At 67.7% G+C, this 26,783-nt stretch carries 25 protein-coding genes; 15 read left to right on the forward strand and 10 right to left on the reverse strand.

Annotated features, from left to right (window positions below; all coding sequences use genetic code 11):
* Positions 1 to 4: 4 nt before the first annotated feature.
* From ACSFBM_RS18055 to ACSFBM_RS18065, 3 genes are read left to right on the forward strand one after another with little or no spacing between them, the layout of a single operon-like run.
* On the forward strand, positions 5 to 859 hold the full coding sequence (locus tag ACSFBM_RS18055) for a branched-chain amino acid ABC transporter permease (RefSeq protein WP_435439585.1): 855 nt from the start codon (positions 5 to 7) through the stop codon (positions 857 to 859).
* Entirely contained in the window at positions 837 to 2,663 is a 1,827-nt protein-coding gene (locus tag ACSFBM_RS18060) for a branched-chain amino acid ABC transporter ATP-binding protein/permease (RefSeq protein WP_435485556.1), read from the forward strand. Before ACSFBM_RS18055 ends, ACSFBM_RS18060 begins: the two co-directional genes overlap by 23 nt.
* Complete coding sequence (locus ACSFBM_RS18065; protein WP_435485557.1) at positions 2,660 to 3,355, forward strand: ABC transporter ATP-binding protein; 696 nt, start codon at positions 2,660 to 2,662, stop codon at positions 3,353 to 3,355. The genes ACSFBM_RS18060 and ACSFBM_RS18065 overlap by 4 nt, the downstream gene beginning before the upstream one ends.
* 39 nt (positions 3,356 to 3,394) lie before the next feature.
* Here the strand turns inward: ACSFBM_RS18065 and ACSFBM_RS18070 are convergent, their stop codons facing one another.
* From ACSFBM_RS18070 to ACSFBM_RS18080, 3 genes are all read right to left on the reverse strand, one after another.
* On the reverse strand, positions 3,395 to 4,735 hold the full coding sequence (locus ACSFBM_RS18070) for a type II toxin-antitoxin system HipA family toxin (RefSeq protein WP_435485558.1): 1,341 nt from the start codon (positions 4,733 to 4,735) through the stop codon (positions 3,395 to 3,397).
* 2 nt (positions 4,736 to 4,737) lie between these two features.
* Positions 4,738 to 5,043, reverse strand: coding sequence for a helix-turn-helix domain-containing protein (locus ACSFBM_RS18075; protein ID WP_435485559.1), 306 nt, complete (start codon positions 5,041 to 5,043; stop codon positions 4,738 to 4,740).
* Between the two features lie 124 nt (positions 5,044 to 5,167).
* Entirely contained in the window at positions 5,168 to 6,034 is an 867-nt protein-coding gene (locus ACSFBM_RS18080) for a LysR substrate-binding domain-containing protein (RefSeq protein ID WP_435485560.1), read from the reverse strand.
* A gap of 215 nt (positions 6,035 to 6,249) precedes the next feature.
* On the opposite strand from ACSFBM_RS18080, the gene psrA reads away from it, so the two are divergent.
* Both psrA and ACSFBM_RS18090 read left to right on the forward strand, forming a co-directional pair.
* Positions 6,250 to 7,344: an iron-containing alcohol dehydrogenase PsrA gene (psrA, locus tag ACSFBM_RS18085; protein ID WP_435485561.1), complete on the forward strand. Its 1,095-nt coding sequence runs from the start codon at positions 6,250 to 6,252 to the stop codon at positions 7,342 to 7,344.
* Positions 7,345 to 7,428: 84 nt separating this feature from the next.
* Positions 7,429 to 8,745, forward strand: coding sequence for an MFS transporter (locus tag ACSFBM_RS18090; protein ID WP_435485562.1), 1,317 nt, complete (start codon positions 7,429 to 7,431; stop codon positions 8,743 to 8,745).
* A gap of 141 nt (positions 8,746 to 8,886) precedes the next feature.
* On the opposite strand, the gene ACSFBM_RS18095 is transcribed toward ACSFBM_RS18090, so the two are convergent.
* The 4 genes from ACSFBM_RS18095 to ACSFBM_RS18110 form a co-directional block, all read right to left on the reverse strand.
* Positions 8,887 to 10,017 carry a 2-aminoethylphosphonate--pyruvate transaminase gene (locus ACSFBM_RS18095; RefSeq protein ID WP_435485563.1) on the reverse strand — a complete coding sequence of 377 codons (1,131 nt, stop codon included), beginning with the start codon at positions 10,015 to 10,017 and terminating at the stop codon, positions 8,887 to 8,889.
* A gap of 51 nt (positions 10,018 to 10,068) precedes the next feature.
* The gene (locus tag ACSFBM_RS18100) at positions 10,069 to 11,808 is read right to left on the reverse strand and encodes a putative 2-aminoethylphosphonate ABC transporter permease subunit (protein WP_435485564.1); all 1,740 of its coding nucleotides are present in this window, start codon (positions 11,806 to 11,808) and stop codon (positions 10,069 to 10,071) included.
* Positions 11,805 to 12,938 (reverse strand): putative 2-aminoethylphosphonate ABC transporter ATP-binding protein, encoded by a 1,134-nt coding sequence (locus ACSFBM_RS18105; RefSeq protein WP_435485565.1) that lies wholly within the window; start codon positions 12,936 to 12,938, stop codon positions 11,805 to 11,807. Before ACSFBM_RS18105 ends, ACSFBM_RS18100 begins: the two co-directional genes overlap by 4 nt.
* Before the next feature lie 81 nt (positions 12,939 to 13,019).
* Positions 13,020 to 14,072, reverse strand: coding sequence for a putative 2-aminoethylphosphonate ABC transporter substrate-binding protein (locus ACSFBM_RS18110; protein WP_435439596.1), 1,053 nt, complete (start codon positions 14,070 to 14,072; stop codon positions 13,020 to 13,022).
* 174 nt (positions 14,073 to 14,246) lie between these two features.
* Between ACSFBM_RS18110 and ACSFBM_RS18115 the strand changes: the two genes are divergently transcribed.
* The 6 genes from ACSFBM_RS18115 to ACSFBM_RS18140 are packed head-to-tail and all read left to right on the forward strand — an operon-like array spanning position 14,247 to position 20,142.
* A complete protein-coding gene (locus tag ACSFBM_RS18115) occupies positions 14,247 to 14,990 on the forward strand; it encodes a phosphonate utilization associated transcriptional regulator (RefSeq protein WP_435485566.1) in 744 nt (247 codons plus the stop codon).
* Position 14,991: 1 nt separating this feature from the next.
* Complete coding sequence (phnA, locus tag ACSFBM_RS18120; RefSeq protein ID WP_435485567.1) at positions 14,992 to 16,218, forward strand: phosphonoacetate hydrolase; 1,227 nt, start codon at positions 14,992 to 14,994, stop codon at positions 16,216 to 16,218.
* A 14-nt stretch (positions 16,219 to 16,232) separates the two neighbouring features.
* On the forward strand, positions 16,233 to 17,681 hold the full coding sequence (gene phnY / locus ACSFBM_RS18125) for a phosphonoacetaldehyde dehydrogenase (RefSeq protein ID WP_435485568.1): 1,449 nt from the start codon (positions 16,233 to 16,235) through the stop codon (positions 17,679 to 17,681).
* Positions 17,675 to 18,286 carry a phosphonate degradation HD-domain oxygenase gene (locus ACSFBM_RS18130; RefSeq protein WP_435485569.1) on the forward strand — a complete coding sequence of 204 codons (612 nt, stop codon included), beginning with the start codon at positions 17,675 to 17,677 and terminating at the stop codon, positions 18,284 to 18,286. The genes phnY and ACSFBM_RS18130 overlap by 7 nt, the downstream gene beginning before the upstream one ends.
* The gene (locus ACSFBM_RS18135) at positions 18,283 to 18,732 is read left to right on the forward strand and encodes a GNAT family N-acetyltransferase (RefSeq protein WP_435485570.1); all 450 of its coding nucleotides are present in this window, start codon (positions 18,283 to 18,285) and stop codon (positions 18,730 to 18,732) included. The genes ACSFBM_RS18130 and ACSFBM_RS18135 overlap by 4 nt, the downstream gene beginning before the upstream one ends.
* A gap of 21 nt (positions 18,733 to 18,753) precedes the next feature.
* Positions 18,754 to 20,142 carry an FAD-dependent oxidoreductase gene (locus ACSFBM_RS18140; protein ID WP_435485571.1) on the forward strand — a complete coding sequence of 463 codons (1,389 nt, stop codon included), beginning with the start codon at positions 18,754 to 18,756 and terminating at the stop codon, positions 20,140 to 20,142.
* Positions 20,143 to 20,150: 8 nt separating this feature from the next.
* Here the strand turns inward: ACSFBM_RS18140 and ACSFBM_RS18145 are convergent, their stop codons facing one another.
* Positions 20,151 to 21,755 carry a linalool dehydratase/isomerase domain-containing protein gene (locus ACSFBM_RS18145; RefSeq protein ID WP_435485572.1) on the reverse strand — a complete coding sequence of 535 codons (1,605 nt, stop codon included), beginning with the start codon at positions 21,753 to 21,755 and terminating at the stop codon, positions 20,151 to 20,153.
* A complete protein-coding gene (locus ACSFBM_RS18150) occupies positions 21,742 to 22,335 on the reverse strand; it encodes an SCO family protein (RefSeq protein WP_435485573.1) in 594 nt (197 codons plus the stop codon). Before ACSFBM_RS18150 ends, ACSFBM_RS18145 begins: the two co-directional genes overlap by 14 nt.
* Before the next feature lie 89 nt (positions 22,336 to 22,424).
* Here ACSFBM_RS18150 and ACSFBM_RS18155 point away from each other — a divergent pair, with 89 nt between their 5' ends.
* Complete coding sequence (locus tag ACSFBM_RS18155; protein WP_435485574.1) at positions 22,425 to 23,144, forward strand: TetR/AcrR family transcriptional regulator; 720 nt, start codon at positions 22,425 to 22,427, stop codon at positions 23,142 to 23,144.
* Between the two features lie 108 nt (positions 23,145 to 23,252).
* Here the strand turns inward: ACSFBM_RS18155 and ACSFBM_RS18160 are convergent, their stop codons facing one another.
* Positions 23,253 to 24,140 (reverse strand): LysR substrate-binding domain-containing protein, encoded by an 888-nt coding sequence (locus tag ACSFBM_RS18160; protein WP_435485575.1) that lies wholly within the window; start codon positions 24,138 to 24,140, stop codon positions 23,253 to 23,255.
* Between the two features lie 127 nt (positions 24,141 to 24,267).
* On the opposite strand from ACSFBM_RS18160, the gene phnD reads away from it, so the two are divergent.
* Genes phnD through phnE form a run of 3 tightly spaced genes read left to right on the forward strand, consistent with a single transcriptional unit; the run spans position 24,268 to position 26,779 of the window.
* On the forward strand, positions 24,268 to 25,137 hold the full coding sequence (gene phnD / locus ACSFBM_RS18165) for a phosphonate ABC transporter substrate-binding protein (protein WP_435485576.1): 870 nt from the start codon (positions 24,268 to 24,270) through the stop codon (positions 25,135 to 25,137).
* The gene (gene phnC / locus ACSFBM_RS18170; RefSeq protein ID WP_435485577.1) at positions 25,134 to 25,934 is read left to right on the forward strand and encodes a phosphonate ABC transporter ATP-binding protein; all 801 of its coding nucleotides are present in this window, start codon (positions 25,134 to 25,136) and stop codon (positions 25,932 to 25,934) included. The genes phnD and phnC overlap by 4 nt, the downstream gene beginning before the upstream one ends.
* 2 nt (positions 25,935 to 25,936) lie before the next feature.
* Positions 25,937 to 26,779 (forward strand): phosphonate ABC transporter, permease protein PhnE, encoded by an 843-nt coding sequence (gene phnE / locus ACSFBM_RS18175; RefSeq protein WP_435485578.1) that lies wholly within the window; start codon positions 25,937 to 25,939, stop codon positions 26,777 to 26,779.
* Positions 26,780 to 26,783: the final 4 nt, after the last annotated feature.

Raw genomic sequence — 26,783 nt, forward strand, 5'->3', positions numbered from 1 at the left:
CGCCATGGACACCAGCTGGTTGCTGCACGCGCTGAACCTCGCCTACGCGCTGGCGACGCTGGGCCTCACCACGCTCGGGCTGGCGGTGGTGTTCGGCCTGCTCGGCGTGATGAACATGGCGCACGGCGAGTTCGTGATGCTGGGCGCCTATGCGGTCGTCACCGTGCAGTCGTGGGGCTGGCCCATCGCCACGGCCATGCCGCTGGCCATGCTGGTGTGCGGCGTGCTGGGCTATGCGGTGGAACGCTGGCTGATCCGCCCGCTGTATGCGCGGCCCTTCGACACGCTGCTGGCCACCTGGGGCCTGGCGATGGTCATGCGCAAGACGGTCGAGGCGGTGTACGGGCGCGGCTACCGCAACATCGAAAGCACGCTGGGCGCGCCGGTGTCTCTGGGCGGCGTGCAGTACCCGGGCTACCGGCTGGCGCTGATCGCGCTGGCGGTGGTGCTCATGATTGCGCTGGCGCTCTGGTACCGGCGCAGCACCATGGGGCTGCGGGTGCGGGCGATGACGGGCAACCCCGTGCTCGCGCAGGCGCTGGGCATCGACACGCGCCGGCTCGCGTCGCAGACCTTCGTCATCGGCGTGGTGCTGGCCGGAGCGGCGGGCGTGCTGCTGGCGCCGCTGGTGCGCATCGAGCCCGGCATCGGCGTCGACTACCTGCTCGATTCCTTCTTCGTGCTGGTGGTCGGCGGGCTGGGCACGCTCGGCGGCTTCGGCGGCGGCGTGGGCGTGATCGGCGGCACGCAGTCCGTCGTGAGCAGCCTCTCGGGCCAGACCAGCGGCTACGCGGTGGTGCTGGTGTTGTCGATCCTCTTTCTCTGGTTGAAACCGAATGGACTCTTTGGACGCCGTTGATTCTTCGCTGGCGGCGCGGACGCTCGTCGCGCCCGCGCGGCGCTGGCGCCTGCCGGTGCCCGGACCTGGACCCGGACCGTGGCTGCTGGGCGCAGGGCTGGTGGCGCTGCCGTTCGCGTCGAACGACTTCATCGCGTACCAGATCGCGCTGTTCCTCATCTACGGCATTGCGACGCAAGGCGTGGCGCTGTGCTGGGGGCGGCTGGGCTTCCTGCCGCTGGGGCATGCGCTGTTCTTCGGCTTGGGCGCCTACCTGGCCGGTGGCACGCTCAAGGCGGCGCAGCAGCAGCCGGCGTGGTTCGCGGCCCTGCCGCTGGCGTTGCTGCTGCCTGCGGCGCTGGCCTACCTGACGGCGCGGCTGGTGTTCGCGCGCAGCCACCGCAGCGGGCCGTTCTTCTCGCTCATCACGCTGGCGATGACGATGCTCGGCTTCCTGGCTGCGCAGCAGTGGAGCGCGGTCACGGGCGGCTTCAACGGCATGGCCGACATTCCCGAATTGCCCGGCACCGAGCGCTACAGCAGCTTCTACTGGGTGGTGGCCGCGTGCGCGCTGTGCACCACGCTGCTGCTGGCCGGCGTGTTGCGTCGGCCGCTGGGCCTGCTGTGGAGCGCGCTGGCGCAGAACGAAGAGCGCCTGCAGCTCTTCGGCTACGCCACCGACCGCATCAAGGCGGTGGCCTTCGCGTTCTCCGCGATGTTGGCGGCGCTGGCCGGTGCGCTGTTCGCGATGCACCAGGGCATCGTCACGCCGCTGACCATGGGCTTCGTGCTGTCGACGGAGTTCGTCATCTGGGCGGCGGTCGGCGGCAAGGCAAGCCCGCTGGGCGCGCTGCTGGGGGCGGTGTTCGTGGGCTATGCGTCTTCGGAGTTGCGCGACCTCTTCGCCTACTGGGAAGTGGCGGTCGGCGCGATCTTCATCGCGGTCGTGCGTTTCCTGCCCGATGGACTGGCGGGGCTTGCCGCGATGGGGCGCCGGTTTTCCGGGCGCAGCGACGATGCGCACGCGCTGCCCAGAACGCCGGCACCGCCGGTGCAGGCGCAGGCGCAGGCCGGCAACGTGAGCCTCGCGTTCGAGCAGGTCGCCTGCGCGCAGGGCGGCGTGCGCATCCTCGACGGCCTTGCGTTCGACCTGCAGGGCCCCGGCCTGCGCTGCGTGATCGGCCCCAACGGCGCGGGCAAGACGTCTGCCTTCAACGTGATGACCGGCCGCCTGCCGCTGCGCGCCGGGCGCATCCTGCTCGACGGCGTCGACATTTCGGGCGCCACCGCATGGCGCGTGGCGCGGCAGGGCGTGGGCCGCAAGCTGCAGATTCCGTCGGTATTCCCCGGCCTGAGCGTGAGCCAGAACCTCGACGTCGCGTTGTGGGCCGGACGCCTGCGGCCGGCCGCAACCCTGCAGCGCGGCCCACTCGCCTGGGACAGCGCCTTGCGCGGCGAGCTGCTCGACCTGTTTCCCTCGCTTGCCAGGCAACTGCATGCACCGGCGGGCAGCCTGTCGCAGGGCGAGCGCCAGGCGCTGGAGTTCGTGATGACCATGCTGCCGCAGCCGCGCCTCGTGCTGCTCGACGAGCCGTGCGCGGGCCTTTCTCCCGGCGAGACGCACCACATGATCGAGGCCATCAAGACAGCGACCGGGCGCCTGGGCGCGGCCGCGCTGGTCATCGAGCACGACATCAGCGCGGTGGCTTCCATCGGCGGCGAGGTGTATGTGCTGCACCAGGGCAAGCTGCTGGCGCGCGGACCGCTGGCGCAGATCCAGGCCGACCCGGCCGTGCGCGCGGTCTATGCGGGAGCACGCAAATGAGCGCGAACCTGCTCGACTTTTCCGACGTGGTCTGCGGCTACGGAGACACCATGGTGCTGCGTGGCCTGAGCGGCGCCGTCGGCCCTGGCCGCGTGCTGGGCGTGCTCGGGCGCAACGGGGTGGGCAAGACCACGCTGATGCGCGCGCTCACCGGCTTCCTGCCGCTGAAACAGGGCCGCGTCGCGCTCGCCGGGCGCGATCTGGCGCGCGTGGCGCCGCAGCAGCGCCTGGCCGCGGGCATGGCCTATGCGCCGCAGGAGGACGTGGTCTTCGGCGACCTCAGCGTCAGCGAGAACCTGTGGCTGCACCTGCGCGGGCGAGACCCGGCACGCTATGCCGATGGCCTTGCCGCATTTCCGCGGCTGGCCGAGCGCATGGGCCAGCGCGCCGGCTCGCTCAGCGGCGGCGAGCGCAAGCTGCTGTCGTTCACCCGAACCCTCGGGTTGCGCGCATCGCTCGCCATCCTCGACGAACCGACCGAGGGCGTGCAGCCCGAGAACATCGAGCGCATGGCCACACTGGTGCGTGCGCGCAAGGCCGAGGGCGCCGCGTTCGTCATCGTCGAGCAGAACCTCGAATTCCTGCTGCAGGTGGCCGACGACATCCTGGCCATCGACCACGGCGAATGCTCGCTCGCGGGCGCCGCCGCCGACCTGCCGCGCGAGACGCTGGAGCGGCACCTCGTGGTTTGACCTCTCGCAGGCGCGCGCAAGCGTCGAGCGTTCGGCGGCCTAGAAGCAAGGCATCGCGCCCAGCGCCTTGGCGGAGCGGGCCAGCCCTTCGAGGATCCTGCCGGACACCGCCGCCGGAAAGTGCGGCGGCAAGCGCGCGCCGACCCGGTCGATCACGCCCGGCGTTGCAGCGAGCACGCGCTGGATGAGGTTTTCTGCGTCCGGGCCGTAATGGCATTTTTTTGCCATGGCGTTGAAGTGGCGGCGCTGGACGGTCTTGAAGGGATAGTGCTTGTTCTTGCCGATCAAGGCCATGGCGAGCTTGGCCTCGTGCCTGGAAAACTGGTTGGGCCCGTTGCCTTCCACGGGCCAGATGGACATCACGTCGTAGATGGGCGTCAGCCTGTAGCGGCCCATCGGGAGCCACGCGATGCTGAAGTTCTTTGCGTGGCCGTCGGGCGCGCCGAGCATCCAGAAGAGCAACTGCACGGTGAGCAGCGTGGCCAGGTCTTTCTGTGCATCGACCGAGCTCCGAAGCACGTCCGCCAGGTCGATCAGGCCGGGCCCCCCGTCGGCCTCGTACTTCAGGTGCGACGGCTTGCCCAGGGCCTGGCAGAAGTCTTCCTGCGGCAGGCGCAGCCACCAGTTGCCGGACGAGTGCAGCCGGCGGTCGAAGCGCTCGACGGCCAGCACCTTTTGCGACCCGAAGCGCAGCATGGCCGTCAGCGGCACGGGAATGCCGTATTCCTGCAGGATGTTCAGGCAGAGCCACTCGTTCTCGACCGAGGTGCTGAAGTCGGCCTTGCGATGGCCGACCAGGCCCAGCGGCAACTTCAGGATGTGCGTGGTGGGGGTCGAGCCGTGCGGGCGCACCCACTGGCCCTGGTGCCACAGGAGCGCAGTCTTTTCCTGCGCACCGGCCAGGGAGATGCGCAGCTCGCCTTCGGGCGCGGATTGCCCTGCGAACCTGCCGGGGTCTACCGTTTGCTGAAGCAGCTTCTCGACGTCGGCCTCGGTCATCGGCTCGCCTTCGATGTGCTCTGCATGCGATGGGCCGTCGTCCTTGCCCAGCAACTGGATGGCGCCGACGCAATCGCGTCCGATGGCCTGCAAGAGGTCGAACGGCTGTGCGGTTCGCGTCCTGAATCGGCTTGCAATGCGCTCGCGAATGGGCTGGCTGTCGGGCAGCAGGTTGTCGAAGTAGTTCTGGACGACCGCACCCTTGTGGGTGAAGCCTCCAACCAGCGGCAACGACAGCGAGAGGGGGCGTCCTGCCTGCGAGCCGACCCAGGCTTCGTCGTAGAGCAACTCGTCCGCCCCGCGCTCGGGAATGCGCCAGATGCCGACGCGCTCGCCGTTGGCCCAGATGGAAAGCGCGGGGGTGTTCGATGTGCGCGCCACGCTCACCATTCCGAAGCAGGCGGAGGCTCGTTGGCGACATGCCTTGGGCCTGGATGGTCGGCGCCTGTCGCGTAGGTCGAGAGCCTTGCCGGGTTCTTCGAGCCGACCAGAATCTCGAGGCCCAGCACGCTGAAGAGGGCCAGCAGTTGCTCCAGGCTCACCGAGCCGGGGTTGAGCTCCATGTGGGACATGCGGCTTTGGCTGATGCCGAGGCGCTCGGCCAGCTTCACCTGGGAAATGCCCGACTCCTTGCGGGCGGCCTTGAGCAGTACGCCGAGCTGTGAGGGGACCGAAAGAACTTGCTGCATGGGGGTTACCGATGAGGTGGGTAACCAAGAGATTACCGATTTGATGGGTATTTGTCAAAATACCCATCAAATGGGTAATAAGAAGAATACCCATCAAATGGGTAAATTGACCTTCCCCGGCGCCTCACCCCAGCGCGACTTCGAACAACGCGCGAATCAACGGCCGGTCCTGGCGCACCGACAAGCAGCACAGCGAATAGCCGATCGACAACTCGTCGTCGTCGATCATCACCGCGGCGAGGCCCGGCAACGGAATGAACTCGACCTGCGTCACGAAGCCGATGCCCATGCCGTTGACCACCGCATGCAGGATGGCCTCGCGGCTGTTGATTTCCATGACGCAGTTCAGGCGCACGCTCTTCTCCTGGCACGCCCGCTCGACGCGATGGCGGGTCTTCGAGCCGGGCTCGCGCAGGATGACCATCTCGCCCTCGATGTCGTTGGTGGAGATCGAGGTGCGCCGGGTCCACGGATGGTTCTCGGGCACCACCGCCACGATGCGTTCGTCGCGGTAGGGCGCCACATGCAGCCCCTCGACGGCAGCCGGCTCGGCCAGGATGCCCACGTCGATGTCGAAGTCCTGCAGGCCGCGCAGCGTCGAGGCCTCGGAGCCGATGGACACCGTGAGCTCCAGCGACGGGTGCGCCTGCCGGAAGTGGCGCGCCAGCTCCAGCGCAATGGGCGGGGACACGGCGCCCACGCGCACCAGGCCGACCTTCAGCTTGTGCGCGCTCTGCAGGAACTGCATTGCTTCCTCTTCCTGTCCGAACAGGCCCTGGGTGATGGCATAGAGCCGTTCACCCGCCGAGGTAAGCCGCACGCTGCGGCCCGTGCGAAGAAAGAGCTCGACGCTGAAGCGCGTCTCCAACGCCTTGACCTGGTCGGTCACCGTGGGCTGGCCGATGTGCAGGTACTGCGCGGCCGCGGTGAAGCCGCCTGTCTTCGCCACGGCGTGGAAGCATCGGATCGATTTGTAGTACTGGTGAAACATGAGGGCCGCCCTCGTGGGGCGAGGTCTTCGGGGCCGGCCAAGGCTCTCACAGGCGCGCCCGTGTGTGCATGCGCGCTTTCCCCTGTAGCGATGCGCGGCGGTGGCGATCCATCGGTTTTTGACCATGCGGACACCGGAAATGCGATTGGACGCGATGGCATGCGACTTCGACACTGCCACCCAGGCACACACACAAACAGCAGGAGACAACCCCGATGCCCCACGCGTTCCACAACCCCGTTGCCGTTCACTGCGGCCGAGGCAGCCTCGCGCAGCTGCCCTCGATCCTCGCCGGCCGCCGCGTTGTCGTCGTCACCTTTCCCGAAGCCCGCGAGCTGGGCCTGATCGCCCGCCTGCGGGCGCTCCTGAAGGACTCGCTGCTCGGCGTGATCGACGACGTGCGGCCGAACCCCGACGTGGCGCACCTGGCCGCCCTGTACAACCGCTTCTGGCAGTCGGCCGATGCGTGCGACGCCATCGTCGCGGTAGGCGGCGGCAGCGCCATCGACACCGCCAAGGCGCTGATGGTGGGCACGGCCAGCGGGCAGTTCGACGAGCTTGTCGGCCTGCTCGCCTCCGGCAAGCCCTTCGTGCCGGCCAGCGCCAAGCCGCTGATCGCCGTGCCGACGACGGCCGGCACCGGCAGCGAGGTGACGCCGTGGGCCACGATCTGGGACGCAGCCAACCAGAAGAAGTACTCGCTGCACCTGGACGCCACCTGGCCCGAGGCGGCCATCGTCGACCCCGAGCTGATGCTCTCGGTGCCGGCGGGCACCACCGTCTCGACGGGGCTCGACGCGCTTTCGCACGCGCTGGAGTCTGTGTGGAACGTCAACGCGAACCCCATCTCCGACACCTTTGCGATCTCCGCGGTGCAGGACATCTTCGAATGCCTGCCGGCGCTGCGGGCCGACCTGGGCAACATCGAGCTGCGCGAGCGCATGGCGCTCGCCGCGCTCAAGGCCGGCCTGGCGTTCTCCAACACGAAGACCGCGCTGGCGCACTCGATCTCGTACGAGATGACGCTGCGCCACGGGCTGCCCCACGGCATCGCGTGCTCCTTCACCTTGCCGCTGGTGCTCGAAAAGGCCTGGGCCCGGTCGCCCGACCGCGACCGCACCCTGCAGCGCCTGTTCGGCGCGGACCTGTCGGTCGGTGCCGGGCGCTTGCGCGACTTTCTCCAGGGCCTGGGCGTGAAGACCGAGTTCGCGGACTACGGCGTGGCGGACGGCGAAGCCGCGGCCATGATCGCGCGCGCCATGGAAGGCGCGCGCGGCAAGAACTTCATCGGGGCGGTGTCCGCCGGGTGACCTGAAGCGTCAGAGCGTTGAAAGAAGATGCCGGTCATCGAGCCGGTCCCACGGACCCACGTCCGTCAAGAACAGGAGACAAACATGCAATTGGCAAACCAAGGCCTGCAGGCCGGCACCTATGCGCCGCCTCTCGAACAGACATTCAGGCGCGCGCAGTGGCGAATGCTGCTGGCCGCCATGTTCTGCTATTTCTTCTTCTACACCGGGCGGCAGACCTTCGGCTTCGCCATTCCGGGGTTGCAGAAGGAGTTCGGGCTGTCGAAGGAGGTGCTGGGCTGGGCATCGGCCAGCCTGCTGTGGTGCTACGCCATCGGGCAGGCCATCAACGGCAACCTGGCCGACAAGTTCGGCGGGCGCCGCGTGATGACGGCCGGCGCCATCCTGTCGTGCGCGGCCAACTGGGTGGTGAGCTTTGCGGTCGGCTTCAAGAGCCTGGCGATTCCCTGGGGCGTGAACGGCTACTTCCAGGCGCTCGGCTGGGCGCCGGGAAGCCGGCTGCTGTCGAACTGGTGGGGCGCGCAAGAGCGCGGCAAGGTGTTCGGTTGCTACACGTTTGCCGCCGGGTGTGCGTCGGTCCTGTCCTTCGTCACGTCGATCATCGTGGTCAACGTGCTGCACCTGGACTGGCGCTGGATCTTCCGGCTGCCCGTGCTGCTGATGCTCGTGGGCGGCATCGCGTTCTACCTGATTGCACGGGAACGCCCGGAAGACCTGGGCTTCAAGTCGCCCGACACCGGCATCGCCAATGCGCAAGACGCCGAGGCCGCGAAAGCCGCAGCCATGCAGCAGGCCGCCGACGAAAGCTCCTGGTCGCGCTACAAGGCGGTGCTCGGCAACCCCAAGCTGCTGATCGCGGCGCTGGCCATCGGCTTCCAGAATGCCGCGCGCTACGGCCTGATCGTGTGGGTGCCGGTGCACTTCCTGGGCAAGGACTGGAGCAAGATGGCCGACGGCATGATCGACCCGGCATGGATCTCGGTGGCGCTGCCGGTGGGCATGGCCTTCGGCGCGCTCACCAATGGTTGGATCTCCGACCGGGTCTTCGGCTCGAAGCGCTACAAGGCCATCGTGCTGTACATGCTGCTCGGCGCGCTCGCTTCCATGGGCATGTACCTGCTGCCCACCAGCATCGGCGGCCTGGCGCTGCTCTTCCTTGCGGGCTTCTTCGTGTACGGGCCCGCCTCCTCGTTCTGGGCCCTGTGCCCGGACCTCGTCGGCGCCAAGCGCTCGGGCACGGCCACCGGCGTCATGAACTTCTTCTCGTACCTGCTGGCAGGCCTGGGCGAGCCGCTCATCGGCCGGATGCTGGACCACTCGGGCAACACGTCGATCGTCTTTCCGATCGTCGCCGCCAGCTGCCTCATCAGCGCCAGCATCGCGGTCTTCATCCGCCGCTGAAGGACTTCACCAAGACCAGGACCTGTTCGCTGCGCTCGTGAGGCGTGGCGGACGGAGAACAAAAAAAGGGACGCGGCGCGTCCCTTTTCTGCTTGTCGCCGCTGTCGTGATACTTGCGACAGCGGCGCGGCAACGGCCCTGTCAGGCGGCCACCGTCGCGGCTCCTTGCCGGATGTCCATGGCCTTCAGCGTCTGCGCGATCGCCTCCACGGCACCGGGAATGCCTGCTTCGCCGAAGTGGCCCATGCAACCGACGCGGAAGGTCTCGACCTGGGTCAGCTTGCCCGGGTAGAGGATGTAGCCCCGCTTCTTGACCTCCTGGTAGAAAGTCTTGAAGTCGTAGTTCGCGTCGTCGGGGGCGTGGAAGGTGACGATGATCGGCGCCTGGATCGACGGGTCCAGAAAGCTGCGCAGGCCGAGAGCGGCCAGGCCGTCGACCAGCGCCTTGCAGTTGCGCGCATAGCGGCCGCCGCGCGCCGCGAGGCCGCCTTCCTCGACGTACTGCGCAATGGCTTCGTCGAGCGCGGCGACCACGTGGGTCGGCGGCGTGAAGCGCCATTGCGTGGTCTTCTCCATGTACACCCACTGGTCGTACAGGTCCATGCTCAGCGAGTGGCAGTTGCCTTCGCACTTTTCGAGCACGGCACGCCGCGCGACGACGAAGCCCATGCCCGGCACGCCTTCCAGGCACTTGCCGGAGGCCGCGATCACGGCATCGAACGGGGTCTTGCGCGCATCGATCTCGAGCGCGCCGAAGGAGCTCATGGCGTCCACGATCAGGCCGCGTCCGTGCCGGGCCACGACCTGCGCGATGTCGTGCAGCGGGTTCAGCACGCCGGCGCCGGTTTCGCAGTGCACCACCGCCACGTGCGTGATGCCCGGGTCGGCGGCGAGGGCGCGTTCCACGTCGGCGGGCTGCACCTGCTTGTCCTCGGTGTAGTCGATGGTGGTCACCTTGCGGCCCAGCACACGGCAGATCTTCGCAAGGCGCTGGCAGTAGGCACCGTTGCTCGGCACCAGCACATGTCCGTTGCGCGGCACGAGGGTGCCGATGGCGGCCTCCACCGAGAAGGTGCCGCTGCCCTGCATCGGCACGCATTCGTGCGTGCCTTTTCCGTGCACGATGTCGAGCACGCGCTCGCGGATGCGCGCGGTGATCTTGTTGAAGTCGCTGTCCCACGAGCCCCAGTCGCGCAGCATCGCCTGACGCGTGCGGTCCGAGGTGGTGAGCGGGCCTGGGGTGAGCAGGATGGGGCTGGGGGTCGAACTCATCGTGATGTCTCCGTACAAGTGAGAGGCCGGGGAAAGACTGCGGGATCGAAATCAGGTGCGCCCGAGCAGGCGCCAGGCCTGCGTGCGCGACAGCAGCACGCGCGTGAGCAGCGAATAGACGATGCACACGAGCGTGGAGGTGACGACGATCAGGCTGGCCAGCGCGGCGGCCGGGCCGATGTCGCCTGCGTCGTCCATGTGCATGATCGCGACCGAAGCCAGGATGGTGTCGGGCGTGTAGAGAAAGATGGCGCACGACAGGCTGGCCATCGACACCACGAAGAAGTAGCGGCCGATGTCCAGGATGGCAGGCAGGCACACCGGCACCGTCACGCGGAAGAAGGTCTTGATGAACGGCACCTTCAGCGAGGCGGAAACGGCCTCGAACTCGTTGTCGATCTGCTTGAGCGCCGTCACCGCGGTGAGGTGGCTGGAGGTGTAGTAGTGCACCACCATCGAGATGACCAGGATCGCCATCGTCTGGTACAGGAAGCCCAGCGGGTTGGCCGGATGGTTGAAGAACATCACGTAGCCCAGGCCGAGCACCAGGCCCGGCACGGCCATCGACAGCACCGCCATCATGTGCATCGTGCGGCGCATCATGCCCAGGTTGCGCGTCTTCTCGATCAGGTAGGCGCCCACGAAGACGATGAACGAGCCGGCCACGGCAGTGATGGCGGCCACCGTCAGGCTGTTGAAGTAGGCCGCGGCCATGTCGCTTTCGAGCAGCACGAAGTGGTAGTGCTTGAGCGTGAGCGACAGGTCGTAGGGCCACAGCGTGATCAGCGAGGTGTAGACCGCCATGCCGATGGTGGCCAGCAGCAGGCCGCACACGCCCGTGCAGAACAGCAGCAGCATGGTGTCGGCCACCTTGCGCGGCTTGGGGCTGTAGGGCACCGAGCGGGCCGTGAGCTGCGCCTTGAGCTTGCGGCGCACCACGTAGTCGATGGCGAAGGAAATGACCGAGGGCAGCAGCAGCAGCATGCCGACCACCGCACCGATGGAGAAGTTGTGCTGCCCCACCACCTGCTTGAACACGTCGACCGACAGCACGTTGAAGTTGCCGCCGATCACCTTGGGTGCACCGAAGTCGCTCACCACGTAAGTGAAGACCACGGTCGACGCACTGATGAGGCCGTACTTGCAGGACGGCAGCGTGATGGTCATGAACTGGCGCAGGGGCCGGGTGCGCAGCGCGGTGGCCGCCTCGTACAGCCGGCCGTCGGCCAGCGACAGCGCGGTGACCAGGATCATCAGCGCATGCGGAAAGGTGTTGTAGACCTCGGCCAGGATGATGCCGGGCGCGCCGTAGATCGACATGCCGCCCAACAGGAACTTGAGCGAGCCCTGGTTGCCGAACCACTGCACGAAGGAAATGGCCGACAGCAGCGAGGGCGCCAGCAGCGGAATGAGCGCAATCAGGCGGAACGTGGCCTTGAGCCAGGTCGGCATGCAGCTGCGCGTGAGGGCGTAGGCGAACACGAAGGCCGTGGGCACTGCGATGGCGACGACGGCGGCGGAGACCCACACCGAATTCCAGGCCGCGCGCAGCAGGCTCGGTGTCTGGAAGTAGGTGATGAAGTGCGCCAGGCCGACGAAGCGGCCGTCCTTGTCCTGCACTGCATGCGCCAGGATGGTCACCAGCGGCGCGACCAGGAACACGAACAGCATGGCCATCACCGCGAGCAGCACGGCGCGCGCGATGATCTCGTCACGGCTCCAACGCATGCCCTGGCGGCGGAAGACGGTACGGGGCGCCATGGTGGTGGGCGTGTGCGCCAGCGTGTTCATGCGACGGCCCGCGCGGCGGGTGCCGCAAAAGCGCGAATGCGGTTGGCCCGCAGCGCGATCTCGATGGTGTTGCCCTCGCGGATGTCGAGGTCGTGCAACTGGTTGAGCGAGAAGTGCAGGCCCAGCGTCTGGCCGTGCAGCGCCTGCGCCGTGACTTCGGCGATGCACAGCCCGCCCAGGAACTCGACCTTGCTCACGAGCACGTTCATGCGGTTGGCGGTGTCCTCGCGCAGGTTCTCGGCCATGCGGTCTTCGGGCCGCAGGTAGAGGTTGACGGCATCGCCCGGCGCGAAGGCGCCGTCGCAGGCGTCGCACTGCAGCTCCAGGTCTCCGACCTTGAAGCGCTGCTGGCCGAGCGCCACCGCGCGCAGCACGTTGACCTTGCCCACGAAGTCGGCCACGAAGGGCGTGGCCGGCTGCTCGTAGATGTCCAGCGGGGTGCCGACCTGCTCGATCACGCCGTGGTTCATGACCACGATGCGGTCGGCCATCGACAGCGCCTCTTCCTGGTCGTGCGTGACCATGATGGTGGTGATGCCCACCTGCTTCTGCAGCCGGCGGATCTCGCCGCGCAGGCGCACGCGCTCGATCGCGTCGAGTGCCGACAGCGGCTCGTCGAGCAGCAGCAGGCCCGGCCGGGTGGCGAGCGCGCGGGCGAGGGCCACGCGCTGCTGCTGGCCGCCGGAGAGCTGGCTCGGGTATTTGTGGCCCGAGGTCGGCAGCCCCACCAGCTTGAGCAACTCGTCGACGCGCGCCTTGATCTCGGCCTTGCGGGCGCGTGAGTTCACCAGGCCGTAGCCCACGTTGTCGGCGATGCTCAGGTTGGGAAACAGCGCGTACGACTGGAACACGATGCCGTAGTCGCGCCGGTCCGGCGGCAGCCAGGAAACATCTTTGCCGTTCTGCAGGATCTGCCCGGCGGTCTGCGTCTCCAGCCCCGCGATGATGCGCAGCAGCGTGGTCTTGCCGCAGCCCGAGGGGCCGAGAAAGCACAGCATTTCTCCGGCATTCACGCGCAGGTGAATGTCGCGCAGCGCGCTGAAGGTTTCGAAGTCCTTGCGGACGCCGACGATCTCCAGCGCGGCGGCGCGGGCCTGTTCGGCGATGTATTTGCCAGCGGTCATGTCCATGGTTCGCACTCGGTGAGACGAACGCCGCGGAGCGCGGCGTCGCAGGTTGGAGAAGCCTCTTCGCAGCTGGGGGCGAGCTTTTTACTTGGGTTCGGCCTTGCCTTCGTAGCGCTTGCTCCACTCCGCGAGGATTCGCTCGCGGTTCTTGGCGGCCCAGTTCAGGTCGTTCTTGGCCAGCAGCTTTTCGTAGTTGTCGGGAATGCCCTCGAGCTTCGACGCCACGCCGGGGTACGCCACCACGGCCCACCAGTTCGCCGTGATCTGGTTGGCCTCCTTGCTGGCCATCCAGTCGGAGAAGCGCTTGGCTTGTTCCATCTTCTTGCTCGTCTTCATGATGCTGGTGGCCTCGATGTCCCAGCCCAGGCCTTCCTTCGGAAAGATCAGGTCGACGGGCGCGCCCGACTTCTTGACCTGGTGCGCACGGAACTCGAAGGAAATGCCGATCGGGAACTCGCCCGCGCCCGCCTGCTTGCATGGCTTGGAGCCCGAATGCACGTACTGGGCTACGTTCTGGTGCAGTGCGTCCATGTACTTCCAGCCCTCGGTGTCGCCCATGTTCTGCAGCCAGGACGACACGTCCAGATAGCCCGTGCCGCTGGAAGCCGGGTGGGGCATGGTGATCGTTCCCTTGTAGACGGGCTTGGCCAGGTCCTGCCAGGTTTCAGGCTTGGGCAGGCCCAGCTTCTTGGCCTCGACGCGGTTGAAGCAGATGGTGGCGGCCCACACGTCCATGCCCACCCAGGCCGGCGGACGGGCGGCATCGGAGTAGGCCGGGTTCAGCTCCTTGAAGCCCTTGGGCTCGTAGGGCAGCAACATGCCTTCCTGCTGCAGCAGCGCCAGGCTGCTGGCGGCCAGGCCGGCCACCACGTCGGCCTGCGGGTTGGCCTTTTCGGCCAGCAGCTTGGCGGTGACGATGCCGGTCGAGTCGCGCACCCACTTCACCTCGATGTCGGGATTGGCCTTCTCGAAGCTGTCCTTGTAGAGCTTCATGGCGTCGGTCTCGAGCGCCGTGTAGACCAGCAGCGGCGTGCGCTGCTGCGCGAGGGCGAGGCCGCTCGCGGCAAGGCCCACGGCTGCGGTGACTGCGATGGAGAGGGCCGTCGTGAGGCGGCGCGCGCTTCGGATCATCGTCATCTTCAACTCCTGTTCAGCTGGCTGTCGAACCCCGTGCAGGGGTGGGTTGGCGGGCTCCCAAGCACGAAAGTCCGGGGTGCGGCCGTGTCGGGGTGAGGGCAATGTAGATTGTGAACTGAGGACTGTCAATAAAAAATTGTTGACAGTTTTCAATTCGAAGCCAAAATAGCGGACATGGCAACGCACAACTCCACCTCCGCCCTGGCCTTTCTTCAGTCGAGCTCGCTGCCGATGCTCATGCAGGAAGAAATCGAGCGACTCATCATGAACGGCGAGCTCGCCGTGGGCAGCCGCATCAACGAGAGCGAGTTGTCGCAGCGCTTCAACACCAGCCGCGGGCCGATCCGCGAGGCGCTGCGCGCGCTGGAGGAGGCGGGCCTCGTGCGCAACGAGAAGAACCGGGGCGTGTTCGTGCGAGAGATCTCGTTCGAGGAAGCCGACGAGATCTACGAGCTGCGCGAGGCGCTGGAAGAAATCATCGGCCGACGCGTGGCCGCGAGCATGCAGCCCGACGCGCTCGAACGCCTGGGCGCCATGATCGAGCCGATGCGCGAAGCCGCGCTGGCGCAGAACGTGGAGCAGTACGCGCAGCTGAACCTGCAGTTCCACGACATCCTGCTGGACACCGCCGGCAGCCGCAAGCTCACCGAGACCTACAAGCGCCTCGTGAAGGAGCTGCACCTCTTTCGCATGCGCGCACTCGACACCGGCGGCGGCCTGCGCGTGTCGGCCGACGAACACCGCGAGATCGTCGACGCCATCGCCAGCCGAGACCCCGAGGCCGCCGGCCAGGTGCTGCGCCGGCACGTCGCCGGCAGCCGCGCCCGCATGCACAAGGCGATGGGCCGCCCCGACAGCACGCCCGCTCCCCACCTGCAGAACACCCCGCAGAACAACCTGACCCGCAAGGAGACCTGAGATGACTGTGAAGACGCTGGAAGTGAACGCCCGAAGCTACCGCTGGATGAGCCGACCCGTCGTGGTCGTGTGCGTCGACGGCTGCGAGCCTGCCTACCTGGACGCGGCCATCGCGGCCGGCGTGGCCCCGTACATCGAACGCATGCGCAAGTCCGGCGCCGACCTGCTGGCCGACTGCGTGGTGCCCTCGTTCACCAACCCGAACAACCTGTCGATCGTGACCGGCGCGCCGCCCGCGGTGCACGGCATCTGCGGCAACTACTTCTTCGACCGCGAGCTCGGGCAGGAAGTGATGATGAACGACCCGAAGTACCTGCGCGCCGGTACCGTGCTTGCGGCCTTCGCCGATGCGGGCGCCAAGCTCGCGGTGGTCACCGCGAAGGACAAGCTGCGCAAGCTGCTGGGTCACCGCATGAAGGGCATCTGCTTTTCTTCGGAGAAGGCCGACCAGGCGAGCGTCGAAGAGAACGGGATCGATGGTGTCGTGGAGATGGTCGGCATGCCCGTTCCGTCGGTGTACAGCGCGGAGCTGTCGGAGTTCGTGTTCGCCGCGGGCGTGAAGCTGATGGAATCGCGCCGCCCCGACCTGATGTACCTGTCGACCACCGACTACGTGCAGCACAAGGCGGCCCCCGGCAGCCCGGCAGCCAATGCCTTCTACGCCATGATGGACGGCTACCTTGCGCAGCTCGACGCCCTCGGCGCCACCATCGTGCTCACGGCCGACCACGGCATGAACGACAAGCACAACGCCGACGGCTCGCCGCAGGTGATCTACCTGCAGGACGTGCTCGACGGCTGGTACGGCAAGGACGAGGCACGTGTCATCCTGCCGATCACCGACCCGTATGTGGTGCACCACGGCGCGCTCGGCTCGTTCGCCACGGTCTATGCGCCCGACGAAGCCCGCGTGCCCGGCTGGATCGACCGCATCAAGGGCGTGCCCGGCATGGAGCTGGTGCTCTCGCGCAAGGAAGCGGCCGAGCGCTTCGAGCTCCCGCCCGACCGCATCGGCGACATCGTGGTCGTGAGCGAGCAGAGCACCGTCATCGGCACCTCGGCCAGCCGGCACGACCTGTCGGCGCTCGAAGTGCCGCTGCGCTCGCACGGCGGCGTGTCCGAACAGCGCGTGCCGCTGATCTGCAATCGCCCCGTCACAGGCATTGCCGCCAACCGCCGCCTGCGCAACTTCGACGCGCTTGACCTCGCCCTGAACCACGCCCAGTAATCCCGGAGCACCCCATGAGCCAAGCCACGTTGAAGCCAGGCACCGTCCACAAGGAAGCGCTGCGCATCGCCGGAGAAAAAATCCATCGCGACCGCACCATCGAGGTCACCTACCCCTACACCGGCGAAGTGATCGCCACCGTGCCCAAGGCCACGCTGGAAGACGTGCGGCTGGCCTACCGCATCGCGCGCGACTACAAGCCCACCCTCACGCGCTACGAGCGCTACAAGATCCTGATGCGCGCGGGCGAGATCATCGCCTCGCGGCTGGACGAGATCTCGCGCGTCATCACGCTCGAATCGGGTCTCTCGCGCAAGGACTCGCTCTACGAAGTGGGCCGCGCGTCCGACGTGCTGCTGTTCGCGGCCAACCAGGCATTGGTCGATGACGGCCAGGTGTTCTCGTGCGACCTCACGCACCACGGCAAGAGCCGCAAGGTGTACACGCTGCGCGAGCCGCTGCAGGGTGTCATTACCGCCATCACGCCGTTCAACCACCCGTTGAACCAGGTGATCCACAAGGTGGCGCCGTCCATCGCCACCAACAACCGACTGGTGCTCAAGCCGAGCGAGAAGACGCCGCTCACGGCCTACATCCTGGCCGACATCCTGTACGAGGCGGGCCTGCCGCCGCCGATGCTGTCGGTCATTACCGGCGACCCGCGCGAGATTGCCGACGAGATGCTCACGCATGCCGACGTCGACCTCGTCACCTTCACGGGCGGCGTGCCCATCGGCAAGTACATCGCGGGCAAGGCGGTGTACAAGCGGCAGATCCTGGAGCTGGGCGGCAACGACCCGATCATCGTGATGGACGACGCCGACATCGAGGAGGCGGCCACGCTCGCGGCCAGCGGCTCGTACAAGAACTCGGGCCAGCGCTGCACGGCCATCAAGCGCATGCTGGTGCAGGAATCGGTGGCCGACCGCTTCGTGGAACTGCTGGTCGAGAAGACCCGGGCACTGAAGCACGGCGACCCGATGGACCCCGCCACCGATGTAGGCACCGTCATCGACGAAGCGGCCGCGAAGGAGTTCGAGGCGGTGGTCAACCAGGCCATTGCGGCCGGTGCCCGGCTGCTGCACGGCAACGTGCGCGACGGGGCGCTGTATTCGCCCACCGTGCTCGACCGCGTCGACCCCGAGATGACGGTGGCCAAGCACGAGACCTTCGGCCCCGTGTCGCCGGTGATCCGCTTCAAGACCATCGACGACGCGATCCGCATCTCCAACGGCACGGCCTACGGGCTCTCGTCGTCGATCTGCACCAACCGGCTCGACGACATCACGCGCTTCATCCGCGAGCTCAACGTGGGCAGCGTCAACGTGCGCGAGGTGCCGGGCTACCGGCTGGAGCTCACGCCCTTCGGCGGCATCAAGGACTCGGGCCTGGGCTACAAGGAAGGCGTGCTCGAGGCGATGAAGAGCTTCACCAACACCAAGACCTACTCGCTGCCGTGGTAGCCGCCGCACCGTTGGACGTGGCGGGCATCGTCGCCCTGTTCGAGGCCAAGGGCCACGCGCAGTACGACGGCGAGCCCGTCACGCAGCTCGAACACGCGCTGCAGTCCGCGCACCTGGCGGAGCAGGCCGGCGCGTCCAGCGAACTCATCACCGCCAGCCTGCTGCACGACCTGGGGCACCTGCTGCACGACATGGCGGGCACGCCCACGCAGCAGGGTATGGACGACCTGCACCAGTACCGCAGCCGCGCCTTCCTGAAGCACCTGTTCGGCCCGGCCACGCTGGACCCGATCCGGCTGCACGTGGACGCCAAGCGCTACCTGTGCGCGCGCGAGCCGGGCTACCTGCAAGCCCTGTCGGCCGACTCGCAGCGCAGCCTGGTGCTGCAGGGCGGCGTGTTCGACGACGCGCAGGCGCTGCAGTTCGAGGCGTTGCCGCATGCGCTCGACGCCGTGCGCCTGCGCCGCTGGGACGACAGCGCCAAGTGCGCCGATGCGAAGACGCCCGGCCTGGCGCACTACGCGCGGCACATGGTGCTCGCGTCCAGCCGGCCCGCGCGGCACATGACGCTCGCTTCCGGCCAGACCGCCTTGGAGCGGTCATGAGCGCGGTGCTGCCGCTCGCGCTGGCGCGCCGCCAGGCCACGCCGCAGGACATCGCATTCCTGCTCGCCCTTCGCCAGCAGACGATGAACGGCCACCTGGTCGCCTCAGGCGCCGAAGTCGACGATGCCCATCACATGGCGCGGCTGATGCACCGCTTCGAATGCGCCGAGGTGCTGCTGCACGAGGGCGCACCGGTCGGCCTGCTCAAGGTGTCGCGCGACGCGCTGGAGTGGGTGGTCATCCAGATCCAGCTGGTGCCCGCCTGGCAGGGCCGCGGCATCGGCGCGGCCCTGCTGGCCGAGGTCGCGGACCAGGCCACGCGGGCGGGCGCCGACCTCACGCTCAGCGTGCTGAAGGCCAACCCGGCGAGGGCGCTCTACGAGCGCCTGGGGTTCGTCACCGAGCGCGAGACCGGCTTTTCGTACGAGATGCGGCGCAAGCCCTGACAACCTGAGAGAGCAAGCAACATGCGCCCCTTCTGGATCGAACAGGCTCTCTTCAACGACGGTGACCTCGCGCCTGCGCTGCAAGGCGCGCAGCGCGCCGATGTGTGCATCGTGGGCGGCGGCTTCACCGGGCTGTGGACGGCCATCCAGGCGAAGCAGCGCAACCCGGCGCTCGACATCGCCATCCTGGAGAGCGACCTCTGCGGCAGCGGCGCTAGCGGTCGCAACGGCGGTTGCCTGCTGACCTGGTCGGCCAAGTTCTTCACGCTGCGCCGGTTGTTCGGCGAGGCCGAGGCCATCCGGCTCGTCAAGGCCTCGGAAGCGGCCGTGCAGCACATCGCGGACTTCTGCAACGCGAATGGCATCGATGCCGAGCTGCGGCAGGACGGCACGCTCTACACCGCCACCTCGCAAGCCCAGGTCGGCACGCTCGACCCGGTGATGAGGGGGCTGGAAGACTGCGGCATCCGGTCGTACAGCACGCTGCCGCCCGCAGAAGTGGCGCGCCGCTCGGGCTCGGCGCGCAACCTGGCGGGTGTGTATTCGCCCATTGCGGCCACCGTGCATCCGGGCAAGCTGGTGCGCGGCCTGCGGCGCGTGGCGCTGCGCATGGGCATCCGCATCTACGAGCGCAGCCCGATGCTCGACTTCACCGCAGGACACCCGGCCTCGGTTCGCACCCCGGGCGGCACGCTCGAGGCGCCCAAGCTGGTGCTGGCGATGAATGCCTGGATGGCCAGCGCCTTGCCGCAGTTCGAGCGCAGCATCGCCATCGTGTCCAGCGACATGGTGATCACCGAGAAGTGCCCCGAGCTGCTGCGCGCCACGGGCCTGACCGACGGCGTGTCGGTGCTCGACTCGCGCACCTTCGTCTACTACTACCGCACCACCGTGGACGGCCGCCTGATGCTGGGCAAGGGCGGCAACACCTTCGCCTGGGGCGGGCGCATCGCGCCGGTGTTCGACCAGCGCTCGCCGTACGAAGCCGACCTGAAACGCGCGCTGGACGATTTCTTTCCGTCGCTGCGCGAGGTGCCGGTGACCGCGAGCTGGAACGGCCCGTCGGACCGCTCGGTGACAGGCTTCCCGTTCTTCGGGAGGCTGAACGGCGCGCCGCATATCTACTACGGCTTCGGCTATTCGGGCAACGGTGTAGGCCCCACCTACATGGGTGGGCAGATCCTCTCGTCGCTGGTGCTCGACGAAGACAACGCGTGGACGCGCAGCCCGCTGCTGCAGGGACCGCTGGGGCTGTTTCCGCCCGAGCCGATCCGCTACATCGGCTCCATCGTCGTGCGCGACGCCATTCGCCGCAAGGAGGCGGCGGAAGACCGCGACACGCGCCCCTGGATGGTCGATCGCCTGTTGAGCAAGTTCGCCAACGCGGCGGGCAAGGCGGACAAGGGCTGAGCCGCGGTTCAGGCGTTGCGAGGCTCGAAGGCGAGGTCCAGGTCGAACGCCTCGCCCTCCGGGCACGTGAACGCGATGCCGCCCGTCACGGTGCGAATGTCCAATGCGTGTGCCGCTGCCAACTGCCCGCCGGTGCCTTGCGCAACGGTTTGCCCGTGCTGCGCCAGCGTCCATGCGCCACAGTTCGACAGCCGCCCGATCTCGATGTCGAAGCCGCCGCGGCTTGCGGTGCAACGGCGCACGGTGAAGTGCAGGTGGCGAGGGCCTTGTTCCGCTGTGTCCGCCGCTCGTTCCGCCACATGTGCCCGCAGCACGTCGACGCCATCGTCCACCCGCGTCAGCGCCGGATCGCGATGGTGTGACGCGGACCAGGGCTCGTTGTACAACCGCCAGAGCCCATCAGGCACGTTCAGGCTCGCGTAGCCCAGCAGCACGTTGCCGGTCATGGCCTCGACGAGCGTGCGGTAGCCGTCCTTGTCCGCCAGCACATCGTTGCGCGGGTAGTGAAAGCCGCCGTCGCGCCAGCTGGGCTGCATGAAGCGCTCCGCATGCTTCATGAGCCCGTCGAGCACGGCGGTGTCGCCCATCTCCGAAGCCCAGGTCGCGGCCCAGCCGAAGTCGGAGTCGTCGTTGACGATCTTCTGGCCCATCACCTCGGGCCGTTCGAAAGAGCGGACGGACATCATGCCGTCGGGCTCGTGGATGAGCCAGCCGGCGATCTGCGCGGGGTAGTGCGCATGCACGAACTCGCGGTTCCACATGTTCATGAGCGTGCCGCACCATGCGTCCACCCACGGCGAGGGGCCGGCGTTGTCGCGAATGGCGCGCGTGTCTTGCGACATCATGGTGTTGTAGTGGCCGTTGGCGCCCAACCGGCCGAACTGTTCCCACGCCTTCTGGTAGCCCTGCGTCACTTCCTCGGCCATCGATTCACCGGTGACCAGGTCGTGCATGCGAAAGCCGAGGATGGCGGGCTGGTTGCAGATCTGGAACACGCAGTTGGGCTCGCACGCCACGCCCACGTAGCCGCTCTCGACCATCTGCCAGTAGATGTGCTGGTTGAGGCTTGCCTGGTCGTATTCGAAGCGGCGCTCCTTGCCGCCCCAGAAGAACGACCAGTAGCTGAACGTCAGCGCGCCGGGGGCGGCGTAGCGGTCGTCGTCGAACAGGTAGTTGTACAGCAGCGCCATCGACTGCACGTAGGCGCTGTACATGATGTTGTCGCGCCCCACGGGGTTCCAGTCTTCGGTGTAGCCGTCGGACAGGTGCGCGTTGAGCACGCTGCCGCCGCGGCTCACGCGCGCCCAGTACATCCATACCTCTGGCAGCAGCATCTTCTGCATGAAGCGCTCGAACACCGGCTTGAAGACGCCCGGCGCGGCAGGCAGGCGGTGGCGGTGCGCCAACGCCAGGGCGTAGGCCATGTACGCCATCTGGAAGCGGTAGCCGCCGAAGTCGTCCTGCCCGGTGCCGCGGCCCTGCATGAACGACCAGTCGTTGACTGGCTGGCGCGACAGGTTGGCAAAGTGCCGCAGGTGGCCTGCCTGCCTGTCGTCGAGGCGGAGGGTGTCTGCTTGCGTTCCTGGTTCTGTTTGGGCGTCAGGCGGCGGCATCGGTGGTGCGCTCCAGGTGGGTGCGAATTCGCGCGGACACCGTGGCAGCGTCCAGCGTTTCGGCGAAGTGGGTGGCGTAGCGGCCGCCCGGCGCCATGAGGTAGGCGAGCGCGGTGTGGGGCACGACATAGCCGCCCGGCGCGTTGGCGTCGGGCACCGGCTCCGCGAACACGCGGAACGATTTCTTCGCGGCCTCGACCTGCTCGGGCGACCCCGTCAGTCCGAGGAAGCCGCCGGCATGGTGCGTGTATTGGGACAGGTAGCGCTGCAGCACGGCGGGCGTGTCGCGCGCCGGGTCGACGGAGATGTACAGAGGCTGCACCCGCTCGGCCAGGGGGCCCAGCATTTCCAAAGCGGCGCCCAGCTTGGCAAGCTCACGCGGGCACACCAACGCGCAGTGCGAGAAGCCGAAGAACACCAGCAGGTGCCTGGTGCCGAAGCTGTGTTCGTCCACGGCCTGGCCGAAGTGATCGACGAGTTCGAAGCGGCCGCTCACCGGTGCCGGCGGCGCGACCGGTTTCGGGGCGGCGGCTGCTGCGCAACAGCAGGACGGGGCGGCGCTGGCAAGTATTTCGGGCATGGCCGGATTTTATTTGAACGTGTTCAATAAGTATCGGGGTTTTCCCCGCCGCACCTATACTTTTGCGTTCTGTCACCCTGGTCGTACCGATGCCATTCCGCAAGCCGAGCAGCGAGGTTCTCAGCCGCGCCCGCACCCCCGAGGACAAGGAGCGGGTGAAGGCCGCGTTCATCGCCGCCGGCCGGCGCCTGGTCAGCCAGGAGGGCCTGGCCGCGGTGTCGTTGCGCCGCGTGGCCACGGAGGCCGGTTATGCGCCGGGTGCGATCTACCAGTACTTTCGCGATCAGCAGGACCTGTTCTTCCATGTCCGTGGCGAAGACATGCAGGCCGCCACCCAGAAGTTCAGGCGCGTGATCGCGCGCACGCCCGACCCGGTCGAGCGCGTGAAGAAGCTGTTCATCGGCACGGCCGACTATTGGCTGTCGCACATGGACGATTTCCTCCTCATCTTTCCGGCGCCCGGGGCCCGCTCCGCGTCCGACGGTTTTGCCCAGTCGCAGGCGGTGCACGACATCCTGGCGCTGTACTACGAGACGGTCGATGCGCTCTTCGAGACGATCGCCCGCCCCACGCTGTCGTCGCGCGCCGCCGCGGACTTGCTGCTGGCCGCCGTGCACGGCACGGTGCTGTTCCCGCACATGACGCCCGGCATGCCCTGGACGAAGACGCGAACGATGGTGCGGCAGTTGGTGACGACGATGGTCGATCAGTGGATGGCGCAGGGCGGGGAAAAAAAGCAGCCTCCGGCCACGAAGCGCAAGCCCGCCGCGCCCGCTTCAGCCCGCACGCCCGCCAAGCCGCAGGTCTAGCACCAGCGTCGCGGTCTTGGCGCCCGAGCAGCAGATCATCATGCGGTCGTTGGCGCGCTTCTTCTCGCTCGACAGCACCAGGTCGCGGTGGTCGGGCGTACCGCAGCCTCAAGCCCCGGCGTCCCCTATCCCCTTGCGCAGCTTCAGCGCCACGTCGAAGAAAGAAGCCAGCACGCGGCTCTCGCGCCGTATCTGCAGGCAGTACAGGTAGGTCTGCGTCACGGCGGGGTCGCCCTCGATGCGCACGGTGCGCAGGCGCTCGTCGGGAATGAACTCCGCCTCCGACACGGCCCCGATGCCGATGCCGCGCGCGGCGGCCTCGCGGATCGCCTCGCGGCTGCCGATTTCCATTGCCACCTTCGGCCGCACGCCCGCGCGCTCGAAGGCCTCGTCGAGTGCGCGCCGGGTGCTCGATCCGCTTTCGCGCTGCAGCATCGGTTGGCCGTGCAGTTCCTCCAGCCGGATCTCTCCGCGGTTCGCAAACGGGTGGTCCCGATGCACGAACAGGATCAGCGCGTGCCGCGCATAGGGCGTGGCGCTGAAGCCCGGCGCCTCGTGAAAGCGCGCCAGCACGCCGATGTCGACCGCGTAGGTCTCCAGGTCCTGGAACACCGAGGACGAATTGCCCATGCGAATGGACACGTCCAGCCGCGGGTAGCGCTGGCGGTAGGCGTCGACCATTTCGATGACGTGGAAGGGACCGACGGCACCCAGCCGGAGCTCGCCGGACTGCAGGTCGCCGCTGTCGTGCAGCAGGTTGTACGAATCGACCTCCAGTGCCGCGATCTGCCGGGCGATGGGCAGCAGCCGCTCGCCGACGCCGGTGAGTTCGATGCGGTGCCCCTGGCGATGGAACAGCACGACGTTGTGCAGGCGCTCCAGCGCCTGGACCTGGGTGGTGAGCGTGGGCTGGCTCAAGCCCACGGCGCGCGCCGCGGCGCTGAAGCTTCCGTGCTGGGCGACGGCGAGGAAGGCGCGGAGTTTGGCTGCTGACATCCATAGATTTTGTGAATGGAACTGTGACAAATCCGTGATCGATCTGATATGCGGGTGTCACATGGCGTTCTTAGCCTTGCGGTAGTTCTCCGAAGCTCACTCACCCCATCACCCAACGGAAACCGCCATGACTTCCTTCTTTCGCCTGCGCCGCAGCCTGCTTGCCCTCACCCTTTCCGCTGCCGCCGCCATGCCCGCGCTGGCCGCGCAACCCCTCACCATCGGCCTGATCCCCGCCGAGGACTCGCAGGCCATGATCGAAAGCAGCCGCCTGGTGCTCGACAGCCTGCAGCAGCAGCTGGGCATGCCGGTCAAGCCCTTCGTTGCCACGGACTACAACGGCGTCATCGAGGCCCTGCGCTCCAAGAAGCTCGACGTGGCCTACCTCGGCCCGTTCTCCTATGTGCTGGCCAACCAGGTCGCGGACGTGGAGGCCTTCGCGGTCGCCGTCACCAAGAAGACCGGCCAGAGCGCGTACAAGAGCGTGATCATTGCGCGCAAGGACAGCGGCCTGGCCAAGACCGCCGACCTGAAGGGCCACACCTTCGCCTTCGTCGACCCGACCTCGGCCTCGGGCCACCTGTTCCCCAAGGCGGGCCTGCTGCAGGCCGGCTACGACCCCGAGACCTTCTTCAGCCGCGTGATCTTCTCGGGCTCGCACGACGCCAGCATCCTGGCCGTGGCCAACAAGAAGGTCGATGCCGCCGCCGTGGCCGACCGCATTCTCGCGAGCGCCATCGCCAAGGGCCAGGTCAAGCCTGACGAGCTCGAAATCGTGTGGTCGTCGAACCCGATTCCCGAGTCGCCCATGGTCTGGCGCAAGGACCTCGACCCGGCGCTGAAAGCGAAGATCGCCAAGGCCCTGGCCAACGTCAAGGACCTGCCATGGGGCGACCAGGGCGTGCTGAACGGCTTTGCGCCGACCAACGACGCGGCCTACAACGTGGTGCGCGACACCGCCAAGGCGCTCAAGCTCGACCTGCGGAGCATGAAGTGATCCGCATCCGGCAACTCACCAAGCGCTACGGCGACAACGCCGTGCTGCGCGGCGTGGACATGGACGCGGCGGCGGGCGAGTTCGTGGTGGTGCTCGGCGAGTCGGGTGCCGGCAAGTCGACCCTGCTGCGTTGCGTGAACCGCCTGGCCGTGGCCGACGGCGGCGAGCTGAATGTCGGCGGCATGGACGCCGTGCGGTGCGCCGACACGCGCGCGCTGCGCCAGCGCGTGGCCATGATCTTCCAGCACCACAACGTGGTGCCGCGCCTGAGCGCGTTGAAGAACGTGCTGACCGGCCGCCTGGGCGCGGTGTCGACGCTGGCGTCGGTCATGCACTTCTTCAGCCGCGAAGACATCGCGCTGGCGCACGAATGCCTGGGCCGCGTGGGCCTGGCGCACAAAGCGCACGAGCGCACCGATTCGCTGTCGGGCGGCCAGATGCAGCGCGTGGGCATTGCGCGCGCGCTGGCGCAGCGGCCCCAGGTGATCCTTGCGGACGAGCCGGTGGCGAGCCTCGACCCGCAGACCTCGCGCAAGGTGCTGCAGTACCTGCACGACGCCTCGCGCGAGCTGGGCATCACCGTGCTGTGCAACCTGCACCAGGTCGACTACGCGCGCGAGTTCGCCGACCGCATCGTCGGGCTGGCGCAAGGCCGCGTGGTGTTCGACGGTGCGCCGCAGGCCATGGGCCCCGACGACATCGACCGCATCTACATGCCGCAGCCCGCGCCCGACAGGAGGGACGCGGCCGCCCCGGCTGCACGGCCGATGCCGCTGGTGGCGGGCACACAAGGTTGACCATGAAGAATCCGTCCAATCCCTCCATTCCCTCCAGCTCCTACGCCTGGACCGGCCCGCTGCCCGAGGGCCGCCGCAGCTGGTTCAACCTGCTGGTCGGGCTTTGCATCGTGGCCTGGGCCCTGCAATGGAGCGCCGAAGGCGCCCAACTCAGCTGGTCGGAGCTGGCTGGCGGCCTGCCGCAGATCCTCGATTTTCTCGGCCGCACGCTGCCGCCCGACACGCGCATCCTGGGGCGGCTGGTCGCTCCGGCGCTCGAGACGGTGCAGATTGCCGTGTGGGGCACGCTGCTGGCCGTGCTGCCGGCCATTCCGCTGTCGTTCCTGGCCGCGCGCAACCTGCAGAGCAACCGCTGGGTGTACCAGAGCACGCGGCAGGCATTGAACGTGGTGCGCAGCATCAACGAACTGATCCTGGCGCTGGTGTTCGTGTCGGCCGTCGGCCTGGGGCCGTTCCCCGGCGTGCTGGCGCTGGCACTGCACGGCGCGGGCATGCTGGGCAAGTTCTTCGCCGATGCCATCGAGGAGATTGACCAGGGCCCGCTCGAAGCCCTGCGCGCGACCGGTGCGCGGCCGCTGCAGGTGATCGTCTTCGGCGTGCTTCCGCAGGTCGTGACGGCGTGGATCGCGGTGGTGCTCTACCGCTTCGAGGTGAACCTGCGCTCCGCGACCGTGCTGGGCATGGTGGGCGCGGGCGGGCTCGGCTTCGAGCTGGTGAGCAGCCTGAAGCTGTTCCGCTATCCCGAGACGGCCACCTGCATCATCGTCATCACCGTGATGGTGATCGTGGCGGACACGCTGTCGAGCCAGCTGCGCCATCGCATCCAGCGCAACGGGCGGCATTGAACGA

The organism is Variovorax pasteuri (assembly GCF_051216435.1).
In the GTDB taxonomy this organism is placed as follows: domain Bacteria; phylum Pseudomonadota; class Gammaproteobacteria; order Burkholderiales; family Burkholderiaceae_C; genus Variovorax.